The organism is Cohnella thailandensis (assembly GCF_014212135.1).
GTDB lineage: Bacteria > Bacillota > Bacilli > Paenibacillales > Paenibacillaceae > Cohnella > Cohnella thailandensis.
Map to the genome: position 1 here is coordinate 36943 of NZ_JACJVQ010000027.1, position 17475 is coordinate 54417.

Here is a 17475-nt window from a genome sequence, read left to right on the forward strand (position 1 = left end):
TATTTTGTCGAATGCTTGCTTAGAATGATCGTTCGGATTGGAGGAGCCGTCGCGAACATGTCTGCGGATAAAGAGAGGAAATCAGGGATAAGGCTGTCTCTGATTATTATAATAGTCGTTTTTTTCTCCGTGGTCGTCAGCTACGCCCTTAGCATGACTATCGGCTATACGACCCAGAAAAAATCGTTGACCGAGAACACGCTAGAGCTAAACCAAATCACGGCAAACGAGCTGAGCCGCACGACGGAGACAATTATCCAGTCCATGCAGGATACTCTGAAGTCGGCATCCGATTACATATCGAGCGGGCAGTGGAAGCAGGAGGACCTGCAGCAGCAGATCGATTTTCTCCGGGGATCGGTTCCCTACTTCAACTCCGTCGTTATAGTGAATGCGGCCGGACTCGTCACGGTGACGTCGCCGGAAGCGTTGCAGCTCAAGGGCACGACCGTAAGCTCCGAGCAGTCCAAAGAGGCATTAAGATTGCGTAAGCCGCTCATTTCGGATCCATACCGGGCGTCTACGGGTCGGCTGATCATTATGGCGAGTTATCCGATCTACGACCGGGACGGCGGATATGCGGGCTTCATCGGGGGATCGGTGTACCTGCAGGAGCCGAACGTCTTCCAGAAGATCCTAGGCCAGCAGGGAGTCAACGAGAACGGCTCTTACTATTACGTAGTCGATTCGCGAGGCAACCTCATCTATCACCCGGATGCGAGCCGGATCGGCGAGAACGTCTCGGACAACGCGATCGTCAAGCAGCTGCTCCAGGGTAAGAGCGGCCAGTTGACGGTGGAGAATTCGAGGAGCATAAAATTCCTGGCCGGGGCCGCGATCATTCCGGCGGCAGGGTGGGGGATCATCTCCCAGACACCGGCGTCGGTCGTAACGGAAAGCGTGGAGGAAGTGATCGCGAAGGTCGTCCTGATCAGCGCGCCGATCATGCTCCTCGTGCTGCTGATCGTTATTTTCGTCTCCCATCGCCTGTCTTCCCCGCTGAACCGTCTGGCGCATCTGGCTTCCAGCTTGAATTCGGGAGCGGCGCAAACCGTGCGGCTTCCGGACAGGAAGCATTGGAACTATGAGACGAACGAGCTTTATTCCGCGGTGAGCGAGGCGTTCCGGCTGTTGGACAAGAGGGCGGAAGAGTTCTCCAACCAGGCGCATACCGACCCGCTCACCGGTCTCACGAACCGACGCTTAATGGATGCGATCGTCTCTCGATGGGCGGAGGAAGGAGTTCCTTTTGCCGTCGTCATGATGGACCTGGACCGCTTCAAAGCCGTTAACGATACCTATGGCCACCAGATGGGAGACGAGGTTCTGCGGTTCTTGGCCAGGCACATGCTGGAGGAGAAGGGGACGAACGATTATTGCTGCCGTTACGGCGGAGAGGAATTCGTTTTCCTGCTTCCTTTTCGCACGGAGGCGCAAGCTTACGAGATCGCAGAGAAGCTTAGAAGCCGCATCGAGTCCGAGACGAGCCCGACGGGCAAGCCGGTGACTCTGTCCTTGGGCATCTCGAGCTATCCGCTGCAAGCCTCGACGGTAGAGGACCTGTTCCGGCAAGCGGACGACGCCTTGTACCAAGCCAAGCAGCAAGGACGCAACCGCACGATCCTGTACGACGCGGCGGCGGCAACCGTCGAACCGGAATGAATACGCAAGAAGGCTGAGCTTGAGGAGGCGTCCCCAGGTTCAGCCTTCTTCTTTAATTATCCGTGACGCTGCCGGTCGACCGCTTGAAGGAATGCCGTCGTGCGAGCGACATATTCCTCCGGATGCGCGCGGAAAATCATCTCGTGAAGGGCTCCCGGAACGACCCACAGCTCGGATAACGGATTCGTCTGGGAGGCGGCTACGTTCTCGGAGATGCCGATCGGCGCTTTGTCGTCGTTCGTGCCATGGATCAGCAGGATGGGAACCGAATAGTCGGTCGTCTGGGCTTGGGCAGACGGAATCCGGTTCAACTGCGTTCCCGTAAAAAGAGGCAGAAAGCGGCTTAGCAGAGGAACCGTCAAGGACTTGGGCACGTTCGCGTAATTGCGGATGTTGGAATAGATCGTGTCCGAGTCCGGGAGGAAGGTGCTGTCCAGAATCATCCCGTCGATGAGGTCGCTCTGGAGAGCGGCTTGCAGAGCCGTTCCCGCCCCCATGGAGAAGCCCCAGACGATGACCTCCCCGCTGCCCTTGTCGCGCGCGAGCTGCAGAGCTCCGATCAGCTGCTGGGACTCGGCGATACCGCCGGTCGCCGGCTGCCGGTCGGAGGAATCCGCATAGCCGTAATCGAACATCAGGACGTTGTAGCTCTGCTCGTGGAGCAAGGAAGCGATGTCGTACATGGGGACCCAGGACTCCTCGCGGTTCGTTCCATAGCCATGGCTCAGGATGACGGTTCGGTCTCCGGCGGAGGGAATCCACCAGCCGTTCACCTCAGAGGCATGATCGGCGCTCTCGAAGCGAACGTCCTCGTACATCAGATTGCGGGCGGCCATCGGATTCGACTGCAGGGCGGGGACGGACGGATAAGCGAACAGGTAAGAAACGACGGTAAAAAGGGCGACGAGGAAAAAAGCGGCGATACCGAGCAAGATTGAGGCGACGAGCAGAAGGCGATGTAGGCGGCGAGGGACTTTGCTTTCCAACGGGAGGAGAGATTGGCCGGGCGAGTAAGGCGGACTCTCCCAAGCCTGGGGAGTCATCGTGGTTGATGTCATGGGGTTCGCCTCGCTTATGTTGAATGAATGATGAGAACAGAATGATAAGAACAGAATTATGAGAACAGAATTATGAGAACAGAATGAGAAATCTCTTATTCTCTTATCGTAGGCACGGGAGAAAAATGCGTCAACAAGCGCTTTCATTTTGTTAGATCGCTGTAATCGAACTGTAATGGGGGGCTGGCAACGTTTACGGTTTTCTCCAGTTGAGTTATACTAGGTGTACCAATGTTTCGTAGCGTGAAACGGAAAGAAGGCGTCGACATGGAAGAGGAGAAGCAAACCATACGAGCGGTGGAGCGGGCTTTGGATGTGCTCCTGTGCTTCACGGCGGGGAACGATCTGGGGCTGACGGAGATCTCTCAGCGGGTAGGCCTTCACAAGAGCACCGTTTTCCGTCTGCTGGCTACTCTGGAGCATCGGGGGTTCGTCATTCGGGACGAGGCTACCGAGAAGTATCGCCTGGGCCTTCGGGTGCTGGAGCTGTCCGCGAGCCTAAGAAGGGAAGACGATCCCGCGCTGTTGCTGATCGGGGAGATGGAGCGGCTTCGCGACCAACTGGGCGAGACGATCAGCCTGTACGTGCGCGACCGGAAGGACCGGGTCCGCATTCAAGCCGTGCAGAGCCAGCAGGCGATTCGAAGGGTGGCGCCGGTCGGAGCGCGCTTGCCGCTGTCGGTCGGGGCCTCCAGCAAGATCCTTCTCGCCTTCGCGGAGCCGGAGGTGCAGGATCTGCTTCTGTCCGATCCTTCCTGGCCGGCATCCTTGAGTCCCGAGGCGTATAAAGAGCAGCTTAGGGAGATCGTTCAAGCGGGCTACGCGACGAGCTTCGAAGAGCGCGAGCCGGGAGCGGCGGCGATCTCCGCGCCGATCTTCGGCCGCAACGGCAAGCTGTTCGCCGCGCTGTCCGTGTCGGGCCCGTCGAACCGGCTGACCCCCGACGCGATGCTGGAGTGCGCGCCGGCCATCGTCGGGGCGGCCAAACGAATGGGCGCTTTGATCGGGTGATCGTTGGGGGCAGAACGTCGGTGTTGTCCAACGCTTCTTGGGTCAGGTCGTGAATTGGGCGTCGTTATCCGTGATCCCAAATCCATTTCTCCTTTAAAAAAGTCGTAATGACAATTAAGCATGAAATTTCATGTTTAATTTACGATAAGTGGAGATTTAATCGATTTATGCATGAAAAATCATGTATAATCGCCTATTTTATCGATTTCATTAAAAATAAGCATGAAATTTCATGTCCATTTACCCTTAACATCGGAATGAATAAGAACAATGACGGCGCCGAGGAACTTCCCGGCGCCGTCATTGTTTGTTATTTCGCATCCAGTCCCTTCAAGAAATCGATCGCGTCCTGAAGCGACGATACCTTGACCAGCTTCGGCTTCAGATCGAGCTTCTTGACGGTCTCCTCGGCTTCCTTCCAGTTGCTGTAGTCCCCCGATTCGACGTACGGGACGAGGAAGTAGTCGGCTTTCTCGCGGTCGGCCGCCATCAGCTTGTATTGGATGCCGCCGATCTGGCCGACGGTTCCGTCCGCGGCGATCGTGCCCGTGCCGGCGATCTGATAGCCCTTGGAGAGATCTTCCCCCGTAAGCTGGGCGACGATCTCGAGCGTCATCATCAATCCCGCCGAAGGGCCGCCCGTATCGTTGAAGTCGAACTTGACCGGGTCGGGAACGGTTACCTTCAGGACGGAGTCGCGGTAGAACCCGACCCCCGCCTTCCCCGTCGATTCCATCTCGATGAGCGGAACCTCGACCTCGAACTTCTTGTCCCCTCGCGTTCCGGCCAGCTTGACGACGTCCCCGGCCTTCTTGTCCGCGAGGATCTTCGTGAACGCTTCCGCGGTCTTCGCGTCCTGCCCGTCGATCGAGGTGATGATATCGCCCTCTTGCAGGCCGTGATTGCGGGCTTCCGTATTCTCGAGGAAGGCGCGAACGATGACGCCTTGCTCCTCGATTTTAATCTCTTCCTTCATTGCCCCGTAAGCGGCCATGAGCGCCGCGGACTCCGAGTTGTCCCGCATCCAGTACAGCAGATTGCGGTAGGCTTCCAGGTTGACCGTGCCGCCGGTCGCCGACTCCTGGGTCTTGATATCCATACGGGGGTTGAGCCTTGCATAAATAAGATCGAATACGTTCGGCTTGGAACGGGTGGATACGGTCGTGAACAGCAGGGCGCCTTTCTCTTCCAGCTCATGTCCCGTCTGAACGCGGGGATGGACGGGCTCCGCCGAGCCGGGGCCGTAGATAACGTACGGCCAAGTCCAATAGTACGCGACAACGAAGACGATGGCGACGAAGCCTCCGGCAATGGCTGTCCAATTGCGTCTTATCCAATGCTTCCATGCAGCCATCCGGGCGTCACCTCCGTTACCCATTATAACGCTTCCTTTATGCCGAGACAAAATATTCCGGGGCGAAGCGCGCAAAAAGAACGGCGGCGCAGGGAGCGTTCCCCGCACCGCCATTCTCAAGGCTTCGGTACAGTGTAAGAATTATTGTTCAGCCAGCATTTGGCGCAGAACCGTCTGCAGAATGCCGCTGTTGCGGTAGTAGTCGACGTCGACCATCGAGTCCAGGCGGACGATAGCCGGGAATTCGAAGGTGGAGCCGTCTTCGCGAGTCGCCGTTACGGTAACCGTTTGGCCGGGAACGACGTCGTTGCTGAGGCCCGTGATGTCGAACTTCTCGCGGCCCGTGATGCCGAGCGTCTTCCAGCTCGAGCCCGGTTGGAATTGCAGCGGCAGAACGCCCATGCCGACCAGGTTGGAGCGGTGAATCCGTTCGAAGCTCTCGGCGATGACCGCCTTGACTCCGAGAAGGAACGTGCCCTTAGCCGCCCAGTCGCGGGAGGAGCCGGTGCCGTATTCCTTGCCGGCGATGACGACGAGGTTCGTGCCGGAAGCTTGGTACTTCATCGAAGCGTCGTAGATGGACATGACTTCGCCGGTAGGCAGGTAAGTCGTTACGCCGCCTTCGGTTCCCGGAGCCACTTGGTTGCGGATGCGGATGTTCGCGAACGTACCGCGCATCATGACTTCATGATGACCGCGACGGGAGCCGTAGGAGTTGAAGTCCTTCTTGTCGACGCCATTCTCGATCAGGTACTTGCCCGCAGGGCTGTCGGCCTTGATGTTGCCGGCCGGCGAGATGTGGTCGGTCGTAACCGAATCGCCCATCAGAGCCATGACGTTGGCGCCCTTGATGTCGGCGATGTCGCCCACTTCCGCGCCGAGACCCTTGAAGAACGGCGGGTTCGCGATGTAAGTGGACTTCTCGTCCCACTCGTACAGCTCGCCCTTCGGAACCGGAATTTGGTTCCATTGCTCGTTCTGCGTGAACACGTTCTCGTACTTCGCGCGGAACATGTCCGGCGAGAGCGAAGCGCGAACGGCTTCTTGGATTTCGGCGTTCGTCGGCCAGATATCCTTCAGGTAGACCGGCTCGCCGTTGCTGCCCGTGCCGATCGGCTCGTTAGCCAGGTCGATGTTGACCGTTCCGGCAAGAGCGTAAGCGACGACGAGAGGAGGCGATGCCAGGTAGTTCGCCTTGACTTGAGCGTGAACGCGGCCTTCGAAGTTCCGGTTGCCGGACAGAACGGCGGCGACGGTCAGGTCGTTGTCGGCGATCGCTTGGCTGACTTCGTCCGGAAGCGGACCGGAGTTGCCGATGCAAGTCGCGCAGCCGTAGCCAGCGACGTAGAAGCCGAGCTTCTCGAGGTAAGGCAGCAGGCCGGCCTTGGTCAGGTAGTCGGTAACGACGAGCGAACCCGGAGTCAGGGAGCTCTTGACGTATTCCGGCTTCGTCAGGCCCTTCTCGACGGCTTTCTTCGCGACGAGAGCGGCGCCCAGCATAACGCTAGGGTTGGACGTGTTCGTACAGCTGGTGATAGCCGCGATAACGACGGCGCCCGTCTTCAGCTGGCTGACTTTGCCGTTCTTGTGGTTAACGTCGGCCGTAGCCGCGATCTTCTCTTCGGACAGGCCGTAGCCGCCCTTGTCGATCGGCGTGCGGATGATGCTGTTGAACTCTTCCTTCATGGAAGTCAGCTCGACGCGGTCTTGCGGACGCTTAGGTCCTGCAAGGCTCGGCACGATCGTCGACAGGTCGAGCTCGAGGATGTCGGTGAACACCGGATCCGGAGTATCGTCCGTACGGAACATTCCTTGAGCCTTGTAGTAAGCTTCCACGAGCTCGATTTGGCTGTCTTCGCGGCCGGTGAGGCGCATGTAGTTCAGCGTCTCGGAGTCGACCGGGAAGAAGCCGATCGTAGCGCCGTATTCCGGAGCCATGTTCGCGACCGTCGCGCGGTCGGCAAGGCTGATGTTGGACAAGCCGGAGCCGAAGAACTCGACGAACTTGCCGACAACGCCTTTCTTGCGAAGCATTTGGGTAACCGTCAGCGCCAGGTCGGTTGCCGTAGCGCCTTCCGCCAGGCTGCCCGTCAGGCGGAAGCCGATAACTTCCGGCATAACGAAGTACAGCGGTTGGCCGAGCATGCCGGCTTCGGCTTCGATGCCGCCGACGCCCCAGCCCACGACGCCCAGACCGTTGATCATCGTCGTGTGGGAGTCCGTGCCGACGAGGGAGTCCGGATAAACTTCGGTAACGCCGTTCTTCGTCTTCGTAGCCGCAACGGATGCCAGGTACTCCAGGTTAACCTGGTGAACGATACCCGTTGCCGGCGGAACCGCGCGGAAGTTGTCGAAGGCGGTTTGAGCCCAACGCAGGAAGCGATAGCGTTCCTCGTTGCGTTCGAACTCGATATCCATGTTGTATTTAAGCGCGTCCGGAGTACCGAATGCGTCTACCATTACGGAGTGGTCGATAACCAGGTCGACCGGAACGAGAGGGTTGATCCGCTTCGGATCGCCGCCGGCTTGCTTCACGGTCTCGCGCATAGCCGCCAGGTCGACGACTACCGGAACGCCGGTAAAGTCTTGCAGGACGATACGAGCCGGGATGAACGGAATTTCCTTGTCTTCGCGTCCATTCGCCCAGTTGCCGAGTTGTTTGACGTGCTCAAGAGTAATCGCGCGTCCGTCGAATTGACGAAGAGCGGCCTCGAGCAGAACTTTGATCGAGAACGGCAGCTTGGACACGGGGCCAAGACCTTGCTGTTCCAACCCTTGCAGGTCGTAGTACCGGTACGACTTACCGGCGGCCTGCAGCGTTGCCTGAACCTGATACGGCAGGTTTGACAATTCAATCAGCCTCCTGATTGAGTTTCATTCTACGAAACTCGATTTCAAAATCATTTTCTCCATTAGTAAGTATAACGTGTTGCCCGTTGTCCGTAAAGACGAAATTCGCCTTCCGGCGCGGAAAGTTCATGGAAAGTTCGATATTTCCCGGACGTATCCGCACTAGGATTCCACAATCGAACCCTCCTTCATCCGTACGTTCCGCCGCGGGTTCGTTTCGCCCAGATTCGAGGCATGAGCGCGCGCCGTACGGCATAGGATGGAACCGATACCATCTGCGATGAGCGGAGGGAGGAAGAACGGTGGGGGACAAGGATAACGGGTGGAAAAAAGCCCTGGTGGAGTACGTGAATACGCTGAACGGAGACGGGCTGTCGGGAAACGCGGAACCGTATCGAACCGTGCCCGACGCCGAGCACCGGCTGCGCTTCTTGAAGCGGTCGCAGGCGATCGCGCGGCGAGAGGGCGCTTCAAGGCTGAAGCCGATCCGCAGCGAGATGAGGGCTCGCCTGATCAGCAAGGAGGAGAATGCGACGGAAGCGACGTGCGTCGTTCGGTTCCACCTGATTCGTTCCTACGAGCAGGAACATCTTCCTTGGCTGGAGGAGCGGGCGGAGCAGGAGCGCATCCGGTTCGTGAGAACCGGGAGCCGGTGGCGAATCGACCGGATCGAACCGATCAACTCCGAGCATAACGCGGTGGAGTTGCCTAGCGCGGGGGAAGGAGCGGAATCCGATTACGGTTGGGGAAGGAGAACGGTTATCCCCTCGGTTCCGTATCTGAATCCATCCGCCGCGGGTCCCTTCAAGTCCAAGGTGCTAGCCGGTCCCGGAGTCGGCCGCGGCGGATGGGGAGAAGGCTGGTTCGATCCTTCGAGAAGAGGGGCAGCCTACCGCCGGGAGGAAGCGGTCGCTTACGCGGAGCAATGGTGGGACGAGGGCAACCCTTCCTACGAGAATTTCGAGGTGAATTGCACGAATTACGTTTCCCAGTGCATCTTTGCAGGGGGAGCGCCAATGAACTATACTGGGAGAAGAGAATCGGGCTGGTGGTATAAGGGCAAAGCGAACGGGCAGGAGCTATGGAGCTACAGCTGGGCCGTAGCGAACGCTCTTCAGGCGTACCTGTCGCAGCCTCGAACTTACGGGCTTCGGGCGGAGGTCGTGGATTCGCCCCGGCAGCTCATGCCGGGCGACGTCATCTGTTACGATTGGGACGGAAGCGGACGCTATCAGCACAATACGATCGTCGTCGCTTTCACCCCGGACGGAATGCCGCTCGTGAATGCCAACACGGTGAGCAGCCGCCATCGCTATTGGGATTATCGGGATTCGTACGCTTGGACGGAACGGACGCGTTATAAGTTTTTCCACATCGCCGACGAGTTCTGAAGGGAGGTCCGCCCCAGTGCCGCATTACAATAGGAAGATAGCCGATAAGGCCGGAGGACAATCATGGGACAAAAAGTACGCGTCGGGCTCGTCTACGGCGGACGCTCGGGAGAGCATGAAGTATCTCTGCAAACCGCGCTTGCGGTTCTGAAGTCGTTCGATTACGACAAATACGAACTCATTCCTTTCTATATCACGAAGACCGGGCAATGGAGATCGGGTCCGCTTCTTGAAGCGCCTCCTTCGGCGGTCGCGGAGCTTCAATTCCAAGGCGCGACGGCCGACGCGGGCGGTTCGGCGGAAGGCAAGCTCGTATTGACCGGCGCGGGGCTCGCTCCGCTGCTGCAAGGGATGTCGGAGCAGGTGCTTAGCGCGGAAGGAGCGGCCGCGGATCATCGCGCCATCGACGTGATGTTCCCGCTGCTTCACGGCACCTTCGGGGAAGACGGCACGATTCAAGGCCTGTTCGAGATGGCCGGCCTGCCTTACGTAGGCGCGGGCGTCCTCGCCTCCGCCGTCGGCATGGACAAAGCCGCGATGAAGACGATGTTCGCCCAAGCGGGACTGCCTCAGGTCGGCTACCGATACTTCACGAGGTACCAGTGGAACAAGGATCAAGAAGGCGAGCTTGCGGGAATCGAGGAGTCGCTCGGCTACCCTTGCTTCGTTAAACCGGCGAATCTAGGCTCCAGCGTCGGAGTCTCCAAGGCTCGCGACCGCGCGGAGCTGACCGCGGCTATCCGGGAAGCCCTTCGTTACGACCGCAAGGTCATCGTCGAGGAGTTCGTCGATGCCCGGGAGATCGAAGTGAGCGTGCTCGGCAACGACGATCCAAGGGCATCCGTGCCCGGGGAGATCGTGAGCTCGAACGAGTTCTACGACTACAAGGCGAAGTATATCGACGGCAAGTCCATCATGGAGATTCCCGCCGAGATTCCGCCGGAGACGGCCCAAACGATTCGAGAGATGGCGGTCCGCGCCTTCCTGGCGATCGACGGCAGCGGCTTGTGCCGCGCCGACTTCTTCCTGAGAAGAAGCGACGGGGCGATTTTTATCAACGAGGTCAACACCATGCCGGGCTTCACTCCCTTCAGCATGTATCCGCTGATGTGGAAGGAGACGGGCGTCTCGTACGCGGAATTGCTGGACGCTTTGATTCGCCTGGCTATCGAACGCCACGAGGAGAAGCAGGCCATCGATTACGGAAGCGGGAATTAACGAACGGGAAGCGGCGGAGGGAGAAGATCCCTGTCGCCGCTATTAAACGACGAACGGAGGGACAAGCCATGGGTTTCCAGACCGAGTTCAATTCGGTATGCAAGTTCAAGTCCGAGCAGGAGCTTTACGAGCTCTTGGAATACGGCCGCGGCAAAATGGTCAAGAAGAGCTTTCGGGTCTTTCCGACGGGGCAGAAGGTAATCGCGTACGCGCCCGACAATCAAGCCGTCGCGATCGTAAAGATCGTGGCCTCGATCGCCGAGATCAACTTCCAGGGAGAAGAAGTGACCGAAGTGGAGATGGAGCTTGTCCGCCGGCTTACCGAGGAGGAAGCCCGCGTTCAGACCGCGCTTGCCCACGAGATGTTCTTCGGGGAGCATGCGAACGGCTGAGGGCCGCTCTTTAGGGACACACTCTAGGTAGCAGTCTTCAGCTACCCGGGAGGATGTCATGATCGTACGTTTCGGATTTGTCGCTATGTCTACCCAGCTTGAGAATGCATCCCCGTCCCGGACGATGACGATGGCGAGCTTCGCCAAACTCGACGATCGCGAGGCGGGGCTTCGTCGTTTGGAGCGCCTGGCCGAGGAGAACCTGCATAATACGCTCAGGCTGCTGAAGCATTGCAGGTACATGGATGTGAAGGTATACCGGCTCACCTCCAAGCTTATTCCTCTGGCGACCCATGAGGCTCTCACCGATTGGTCGCCTTACGAGAAGCTGGCACCCGCTTTCGCGGAGGTTGGGAATTTCGCGAAGGAGCACGGGATGAGGCTATCGTTCCACCCCGACCACTTCACCGTGCTCAGCACTCCCCGCGAAGAGGTGCTGGCCAACTCGATCAAGGACCTGGCGCACCATGTGCGCCAGTTGGAGCTGATGGGGCTGGACGAGCGAGCCTTGTGCAATATTCATGTCGGGGGCAGCTACGGAGACAAGGCGACGGCCGGCCGGAGGTTTCTGGCCAACTTCGGCGCGTTGCCGGAGCGAATTCGCGAAAGAATCACGCTCGAGAACGACGACAAGACGTTCAACTCGGCCGAGACCCTCGCGATTAGCGAAGAAGCCGGAGCTCCGATGGTGCTCGATATCCATCACCATGAGGTGAACAACTCGGGGGAGACGCCCGAGTCCCTGTGGCCTCGAATCCGGCAGACCTGGCGCCGTTTCGGCCCGGAACTGGCGGGAGAGGCGTCGCTTCCGCCCAAGATCCACGTGTCCAGCCCGAAGAGCGCGAGCGACCCGCGCGGGCATGCCGACTACGTCGAGCTCGGTCCGCTGTTGTCGTTCCTGACGGCTATCGCGGGGGAAACCCCTGCGCTCGACGTCATGATCGAAGCGAAGAAGAAGGACGGCGCGCTCGTGAAGCTGATGGACGACCTGCGCGAGGCGGAGAAGGCGGGCGGTCCGGTGAAGGTGCTGAACGGCGGCAGCGCGGAGATTGTCGGGGGCTAACTTAGCTCGCCGAATTGATAGAAGATATTCACAATTCATGAGGCGCATCGGCCTTCTCGATCTGTTACAATTGAAAGAGAATCGTGTAAGCGTTGCAGAACGCCGCATAGAAGGAATGTGATCGGAAAGTGGCTTGGCTGGTCTTGGTGCTCATCGGAGCCGCCTCGGCGATCTTCGGCAGCATAGTCGGTTTCGGCGGCGGCATCGTCATCGTTCCTTGTCTTCTGCTTCTTGGACCTCAATTGTTCGGGGAAGAGATTTCCTCGCAAGTGGCGGTCGGAACCTCGCTCGCGGTGCTCATCTTCACCGCGCTGACGTCTACCTGGACCTATAAGAAGCAGAAGAAGGTGGACTGGGGAACCGGATGGATTTTCTTCGCGACGAGCGGGATCGCGTCGATGGCGGGAGCGCAGGTGACGAATCGGATTCCGGAAGCTCCCTTCCAGTTGGCCTTCGGGCTGTTCATGCTCGCGATGTTCGGCCTCATGCTGGCCAAGGAGAAACTGAAGCCCATCCGCAAGGAATGGCCGATTCGCCGAACGTTCACGGACGGGACCGGCGTTACATATGAATACGGCTACAATCTGCCGGCCGCGCTCGTTATCGGCGCGGGCGTCGGACTGGCTTCCGGGCTGTTCGGAATCGGCGGGGGCTCGCTCTTCGTACCGCTCATGGTGCTGCTGTTCCGTTTTCCACCCCATGTCGCCACGGCGACGTCCATGTTCGTCATCCTGCTCTCCTCCATCCTGGGAAGCGGGGTTCACCTGTGGAACGGCAACGTGGACGGCTGGCTGTTCCTGGCTCTCGTGCCCGGAGCGTTGATCGGAGGAAGGCTGGGAGCGGCTATCGCCTCGAGAATGACCGGCAAGCAGCTCATGTGGCTGCTGAGAGCGACTTTGCTCGTCATGGCGGCATACCTAATCATCGACGGCCTCCGCAATCTATCGGAACATTAGAAGCTTAGAAACGTAGAATAGGTAATGCAGCACGACCGGAACTTATCCGATAACGAACACATCTAATCTGATAGAAAGAGGGTTTATTATGGAAGAAAGGGAATCGATCATCGGCAGTAAAAGCTTCACCGCCGTCGCGGTCAACTGCGCTTCGAAGGCGGGCGAATGGATCAAAAGCCGCATCGGACGGTTCGCGGAGCCGGATTTGAAGTATTCGATGCACGATCTGGTCACCGAAGTGGACAAGGGCTCGGAACGGCTCATTCGCAATCTGATCGGAACTCATTTTCCCACGCATTCCTTCCTTGGCGAAGAAGGAGTCGAGCCGGGGCCGGATGCGTCCGCTCTCGCGCTGGAGCGGGTTAGCGACGCGGAATACCTGTGGATCGTCGATCCGATCGACGGGACGACCAACTACGTGCACGGCTTCCCGTTCTTCTCGGTGTCCATCGCACTGGCCTATCGGGGACAAGTCATCGTCGGAGTCGTCTACGATCCTTCGCGGGACGAGCTATTCGTCGCGGAGAAGGGCAAGGGCGCGTACGTGCACGGCAAGCCCATGAGCGTATCCCGGGAGGCGACGCTGCGCCAGAGCCTCGTCGCTACGGGATTGCCTGCGGATCATGAATTCGCGCTTCCCAAGAATTTGAAGCAGATTGAAGCGTTGGCCCCGCGGGTAAGGAACTTGCGGGTCGCGGGATCGGCGGCGCTGCATATGGCTTATGTCGCGGCCGGCCGCTTAAGCGGTTTCTGGGAGATCGGACTCAACTCTTGGGATCTGGCTGCCGGAGCTTTGCTTATCCAGGAAGCGGGCGGAGTCGTAAGCGACCAGTCGGGAGAGCCGTATCAACTGGGCGTGCGCCACGTGCTGGCGAGCAACGGCCGCATCCACGAGGAGCTGAAGGAAGCGCTGGCGCAAGTCTGACAAGCCGGGGCAACGGAACGGCCAGGCGGAGGTACATGTTCGCGGCGGCTTTCGACCATCCTAGCTTGGAAGGAGGCGGAACGATTGGACAAGGAACGCGAAGAGGCAAAAGAGGCGACGAAAGCGGAGCTGGAGCTCGCCCGCCGGCTGACGGAAGGCGACATGGAGAGCGGGGACCCGGAGGAGGAAGCGGTAACGAAGCTTTCTCCGAAGTGGGAGGTCCGCATCCAATCGGAGAGGGATCCGGTCGCCGAAGAGACGGCTCTCTATCGCCGAATGGCCAAAGAAGCGGACGGGCGTTACGGGAGCTACGGGAAAGAAGACGAAGGCAAGTAAAGAAGCGCAGCAAAGGCGGCCGAGTACGGCCGCCTTACTCTTTTTTGACGAAAACGAAAACCCCCAGTCCGACTACGGGCCATCGATGAAAAACGGGGAACGGGTTCGCCAACCGCACGAGTTATGGAGATCCACAGCCAGCTAGCCGCATAAATTATGTAGATTATCTGCATAATTTCATTCCGCAGATCGCCAGCTGCACAAATAATAACTCCTCTACACAGCTCGAACCGCCAGACATATATAGATTTTCTGCACAATTCAAACTTTCGGCTTCCAACCGCTAGATCTAAGCAGATTGACTATACAATCTCTCCGCCTAGAGTGCCACCTTCGGAACCGATCGACCGGTTACGGGCGATTCGGTTAATGGAGAGAGCTACCTCTTTTCCTTTTGGACGTGGCCTCTTGATTGCTCCTCACCGCCGCTAACGGAAATGACAGCCGTTAAATCGTCCTCAAAACGGCTCTTTTAAATCTAACGGAAATCAGAGCCCTTATTTGGGCCGAGTTGTCTTTAGATGCCCCCTTTTTCACGAAATAAAGGCGCTCACTTCCGTTAGAATTCCAAGAAGGGCTTTTGGAGCGAAATAAGGGCTCTCACTTCCGTTACAAGCGGGAAGCGGGGAGGGGGAGAATAGGGATGCAGAGGTGGAATAGGGATGCAGTAGCGGAATAAGGAAGCAGAGGTGAAAAAGCGCACAGGTGTGTAATAGGGGAACTTAGACGGAAGAGGGGAGAAGGATGCGCGATATGGTGCCGAGACGAGGCATCATATCGCGCATTTCCTTGCGACACGACAAGATCCCCAAAGGAAGCCACAGCTACAATGCCGGCTTCATTCCTCGCGACGACCGGAGCGTAAAGCCGAAGGTGACGCCGCCCGTCTCGTTGCGGACGCCGTAACGGCTGCCGTGGAGAGTCAGGATCTGGCGGACGATCGCGAGGCCGATGCCCGTTCCCCCGCTTTCCCGGCTGCGGGCTTTATCGACCCGGTAGAAATCCCCCCAGATTCGGGGGAGCTCTTCCTGCGGAATCGGCTCGCCGTCGTTATATACTTCGATAAGCCAGTGATCTCCGTCTTGGGCGGCCGAGATAGCGATCCGGCCGCCGTCCGTCGCATGCCGGACCGCGTTCGTGACCAGGTTCGTCAGAACCTGGCCGATCCGCAGCCGGTCCCCGATCGCCTCGGCCGCCTCGGCCGTTCCGTCGGAATCGCCTTGCGGAAAGATGACGGATATCGTCAGCGACTTCTCCGATCCGAGCGCTTCCGCCCGTTCCGCGGCTTCCCTTAGAAGCTCCGTAAGGTCGAACGCCTCCAGCGTCAAGGAATATTGGCCCGACTCGAGATGGGACAGCTCGAGCATGTCGCTGACGATGGCGGACATTCGGCGCGTCTCGTCCAGAATGACCTCGGCGTATTTCTCCCGTTTGGCTCCGCTGCCGATGTTGTCCTTCAGCCCTTCCGCGTATCCCCCGATCAGGCTAAGCGGGGTTTTCAGCTCATGGGAGACTCCCGCAATGAATTGCCGCCGCATTCTCTCGAGCCGTTTTTCCTTCTCGATATCTTCCCTTAGCTTCTCGTTAGCCGCCTGCAATTCCCCTAACGTCATCTGCAGATTGTCCGCCAGAAAATCCAACGAGCCGGCCAGCGCTCCGATCTCGTCCTTGCGCTTCCAGCGGGCGCGGGCTCCGAAGTCGAGTCCGGCCAACCGTTCGGCGAGCGCGTTTAATCGGATCAACGGCTTGGTGACGATCGTCGCGTATCCGACGGCAAGAAGCAGCACGAAGACGAGCGCGGCGCCCAAGACGTAGACGGAGAGGTCCTTGAACACGCTGGCCGCGTGGGTGACGGGCTGCAGGGAGGCGACGGCGAGCATAACTTCCCCGCTGCGGTTGCCGTCGCTGGAGATCGGAGTGACGGCAATCAGTTGGGGAGACTGGGCGCCGAGCGTTTCGGTCGAGTCCCCCCGCGACGAATAGACGATCGTTCGGCCCTCGCCGATCACCGCCCGGAAAGATCCCTCGTTCTGGACCCATACCTTCACGGCGACCATCATGTCTTCCAGCTCGGAAGGGACGGAAAGGTCCGGTACGAGGATCATCTCGGAATCGATCGGAACTTTGACAGGCCCCTCTTCGTCGATATTGTCCCCTTTTAAGAAAACCTGCTTTTTCTGCTGGGCGCCGCTCATGAGGACGGTGGTGACGGCTCCGTCCTCGATCGTGAGAAGAGCGATCTTCGAGTAATATTCGCTCTCGAACCGGGTGATGAACGGAGGCATTCCCGTCAGGGCGCCGCCCGTGCTCTCGTACGCGCGGTAATGCGCCGCGGTTCGGCCGATTTCCTCCAGAATATCGCTCTTCTGGCGACGCTCGTAGAAGGAAGAGAACCCGCCGGCCAGCGCCGCGAGCAACAGACCGACGAATAGCATAATGACAACGAACGTGACGACGAACAACCGGAAGGCAATCGACCGTTGCCAAGGTATCCTCATGGCGTCACCTTGAACCGGTAGCCGTTGCCGCGCAGCGTCGCGACCCACTCCGCGCGATCGCCCAGCTTCTGCCGCAGCCGGCGGACATGGGTATCGACCGTCCGCGCGTCGCCGTCGTAATCGTATCCCCATACATGCTCGAGCAGCCGATCCCGGCTCAGCACGATGTTGCGGTGGCTGACGAAATAGAGCAGCAGGTCGAATTCCTTCGGCGAGAGAGAGACCTCTCGCCCATCAAGCAAGACTTCCCGGCTCGATTCCTCGATGGACAAGGGTCCCCATTCGACTCGCCGGCTCTCGGCGGCCTTCCGTTCCAGCTTCGCGGACTCGTATCTCCGAAGCAGAGCCTTCGCCTTAGCCGCAAGCACCTTGGGGCTGAACGGCTTGGTCATGTAATCGTCGGCGCCCAGGTCATAGCCGAGCAGCTTGTCCTCTTCTTCGCTCTTGGCCGTCAGGAACAGGATCGGAACGTCCGAGAGCTTGCGAATCTCCTCGCAGACGTCGTAGCCGTCCAGTCCCGGCATCAGAATGTCGAGGATGACCAGGTCGGGAGCGGCTTCCCGGAACAGGGCCACCGCATCGTCGCCGTTCGCCGCCTCGATCCAGGCCAGTCCTTCGGCCTCCAAATAATCGGCTATCAACTCTCTCAGCTTCCGTTCGTCCTCTACGATCAGCACCGTTTGTCTCAATTCGGCTACCTTCTTCCCGCACGTTTTCCGATCCCGACGATTCCTTTGTTAGCCCCATTGTAGCGGGAAGCC

At 58.9% G+C, this 17475-nt stretch carries 14 protein-coding genes; 9 read left to right on the forward strand and 5 right to left on the reverse strand.

Annotation, left to right across the window (positions count from 1 at the left end):
* Positions 1-57 precede the first annotated feature (57 nt).
* Positions 58-1662: a sensor domain-containing diguanylate cyclase gene (locus tag H7B67_RS27980; RefSeq protein WP_185123193.1), complete on the forward strand. Its 1605-nt coding sequence runs from the start codon at positions 58-60 to the stop codon at positions 1660-1662.
* A gap of 56 nt (positions 1663-1718) precedes the next feature.
* Here H7B67_RS27980 and H7B67_RS27985 read toward each other — a convergent pair whose 3' ends face one another.
* On the reverse strand, positions 1719-2720 hold the full coding sequence (locus H7B67_RS27985) for an alpha/beta hydrolase (protein ID WP_185123194.1): 1002 nt from the start codon (positions 2718-2720) through the stop codon (positions 1719-1721).
* 267 nt (positions 2721-2987) lie between these two features.
* On the opposite strand from H7B67_RS27985, the gene H7B67_RS27990 reads away from it, so the two are divergent.
* On the forward strand, positions 2988-3731 hold the full coding sequence (locus H7B67_RS27990; protein ID WP_185123195.1) for an IclR family transcriptional regulator: 744 nt from the start codon (positions 2988-2990) through the stop codon (positions 3729-3731).
* 310 nt (positions 3732-4041) lie between these two features.
* Here H7B67_RS27990 and H7B67_RS27995 read toward each other — a convergent pair whose 3' ends face one another.
* Entirely contained in the window at positions 4042-5085 is a 1044-nt protein-coding gene (locus H7B67_RS27995; RefSeq protein WP_185123196.1) for a YlbL family protein, read from the reverse strand.
* Between the two features lie 141 nt (positions 5086-5226).
* Complete coding sequence (gene acnA, locus H7B67_RS28000) at positions 5227-7941, reverse strand: aconitate hydratase AcnA (protein WP_185123226.1); 2715 nt, start codon at positions 7939-7941, stop codon at positions 5227-5229.
* A gap of 296 nt (positions 7942-8237) precedes the next feature.
* On the opposite strand from acnA, the gene H7B67_RS28005 reads away from it, so the two are divergent.
* From H7B67_RS28005 to H7B67_RS28035, 7 genes are all read left to right on the forward strand, one after another.
* Positions 8238-9326, forward strand: a complete 1089-nt coding sequence (locus tag H7B67_RS28005; protein ID WP_185123197.1) for an amidase domain-containing protein — start codon at positions 8238-8240, stop codon at positions 9324-9326.
* A gap of 63 nt (positions 9327-9389) precedes the next feature.
* Positions 9390-10544, forward strand: coding sequence for a D-alanine--D-alanine ligase (locus H7B67_RS28010; RefSeq protein WP_185123198.1), 1155 nt, complete (start codon positions 9390-9392; stop codon positions 10542-10544).
* Positions 10545-10612: 68 nt separating this feature from the next.
* Positions 10613-10936, forward strand: a complete 324-nt coding sequence (locus tag H7B67_RS28015; RefSeq protein WP_185123199.1) for a hypothetical protein — start codon at positions 10613-10615, stop codon at positions 10934-10936.
* Between the two features lie 58 nt (positions 10937-10994).
* Complete coding sequence (uvsE, locus tag H7B67_RS28020; RefSeq protein ID WP_185123200.1) at positions 10995-11999, forward strand: UV DNA damage repair endonuclease UvsE; 1005 nt, start codon at positions 10995-10997, stop codon at positions 11997-11999.
* Positions 12000-12127: 128 nt separating this feature from the next.
* Positions 12128-12955 carry a TSUP family transporter gene (locus H7B67_RS28025; RefSeq protein WP_185123201.1) on the forward strand — a complete coding sequence of 276 codons (828 nt, stop codon included), beginning with the start codon at positions 12128-12130 and terminating at the stop codon, positions 12953-12955.
* An 88-nt stretch (positions 12956-13043) separates the two neighbouring features.
* Positions 13044-13880, forward strand: a complete 837-nt coding sequence (locus H7B67_RS28030; protein WP_185123202.1) for an inositol monophosphatase family protein — start codon at positions 13044-13046, stop codon at positions 13878-13880.
* An 84-nt stretch (positions 13881-13964) separates the two neighbouring features.
* The gene (locus H7B67_RS28035) at positions 13965-14216 is read left to right on the forward strand and encodes a hypothetical protein (protein WP_185123233.1); all 252 of its coding nucleotides are present in this window, start codon (positions 13965-13967) and stop codon (positions 14214-14216) included.
* Between the two features lie 824 nt (positions 14217-15040).
* On the opposite strand, the gene H7B67_RS28040 is transcribed toward H7B67_RS28035, so the two are convergent.
* Both H7B67_RS28040 and H7B67_RS28045 read right to left on the reverse strand, forming a co-directional pair.
* Positions 15041-16714: a sensor histidine kinase gene (locus H7B67_RS28040; protein WP_185123203.1), complete on the reverse strand. Its 1674-nt coding sequence runs from the start codon at positions 16712-16714 to the stop codon at positions 15041-15043.
* On the reverse strand, positions 16711-17403 hold the full coding sequence (locus H7B67_RS28045; RefSeq protein ID WP_185123204.1) for a response regulator transcription factor: 693 nt from the start codon (positions 17401-17403) through the stop codon (positions 16711-16713). Before H7B67_RS28045 ends, H7B67_RS28040 begins: the two co-directional genes overlap by 4 nt.
* Positions 17404-17475: the final 72 nt, after the last annotated feature.

What these genes read in the sequence shown, in the direction of transcription:
- H7B67_RS27980 (WP_185123193.1), top strand. Translation starts at nt 58, where the DNA reads ATGTCTGCGGATAAAGAGAGGAAATCAGGGATAAGGCTGTCTCTGATT.
- H7B67_RS27985 (WP_185123194.1), bottom strand. Translation starts at nt 2,720, where the DNA reads ATGACATCAACCACGATGACTCCCCAGGCTTGGGAGAGTCCGCCTTAC.
- H7B67_RS27990 (WP_185123195.1), top strand. Translation starts at nt 2,988, where the DNA reads ATGGAAGAGGAGAAGCAAACCATACGAGCGGTGGAGCGGGCTTTGGAT.
- H7B67_RS27995 (WP_185123196.1), bottom strand. Translation starts at nt 5,085, where the DNA reads ATGGCTGCATGGAAGCATTGGATAAGACGCAATTGGACAGCCATTGCC.
- H7B67_RS28010 (WP_185123198.1), top strand. Translation starts at nt 9,390, where the DNA reads ATGGGACAAAAAGTACGCGTCGGGCTCGTCTACGGCGGACGCTCGGGA.
- H7B67_RS28015 (WP_185123199.1), top strand. Translation starts at nt 10,613, where the DNA reads ATGGGTTTCCAGACCGAGTTCAATTCGGTATGCAAGTTCAAGTCCGAG.
- uvsE (WP_185123200.1), top strand. Translation starts at nt 10,995, where the DNA reads ATGATCGTACGTTTCGGATTTGTCGCTATGTCTACCCAGCTTGAGAAT.
- H7B67_RS28030 (WP_185123202.1), top strand. Translation starts at nt 13,044, where the DNA reads ATGGAAGAAAGGGAATCGATCATCGGCAGTAAAAGCTTCACCGCCGTC.
- H7B67_RS28040 (WP_185123203.1), bottom strand. Translation starts at nt 16,714, where the DNA reads ATGAGGATACCTTGGCAACGGTCGATTGCCTTCCGGTTGTTCGTCGTC.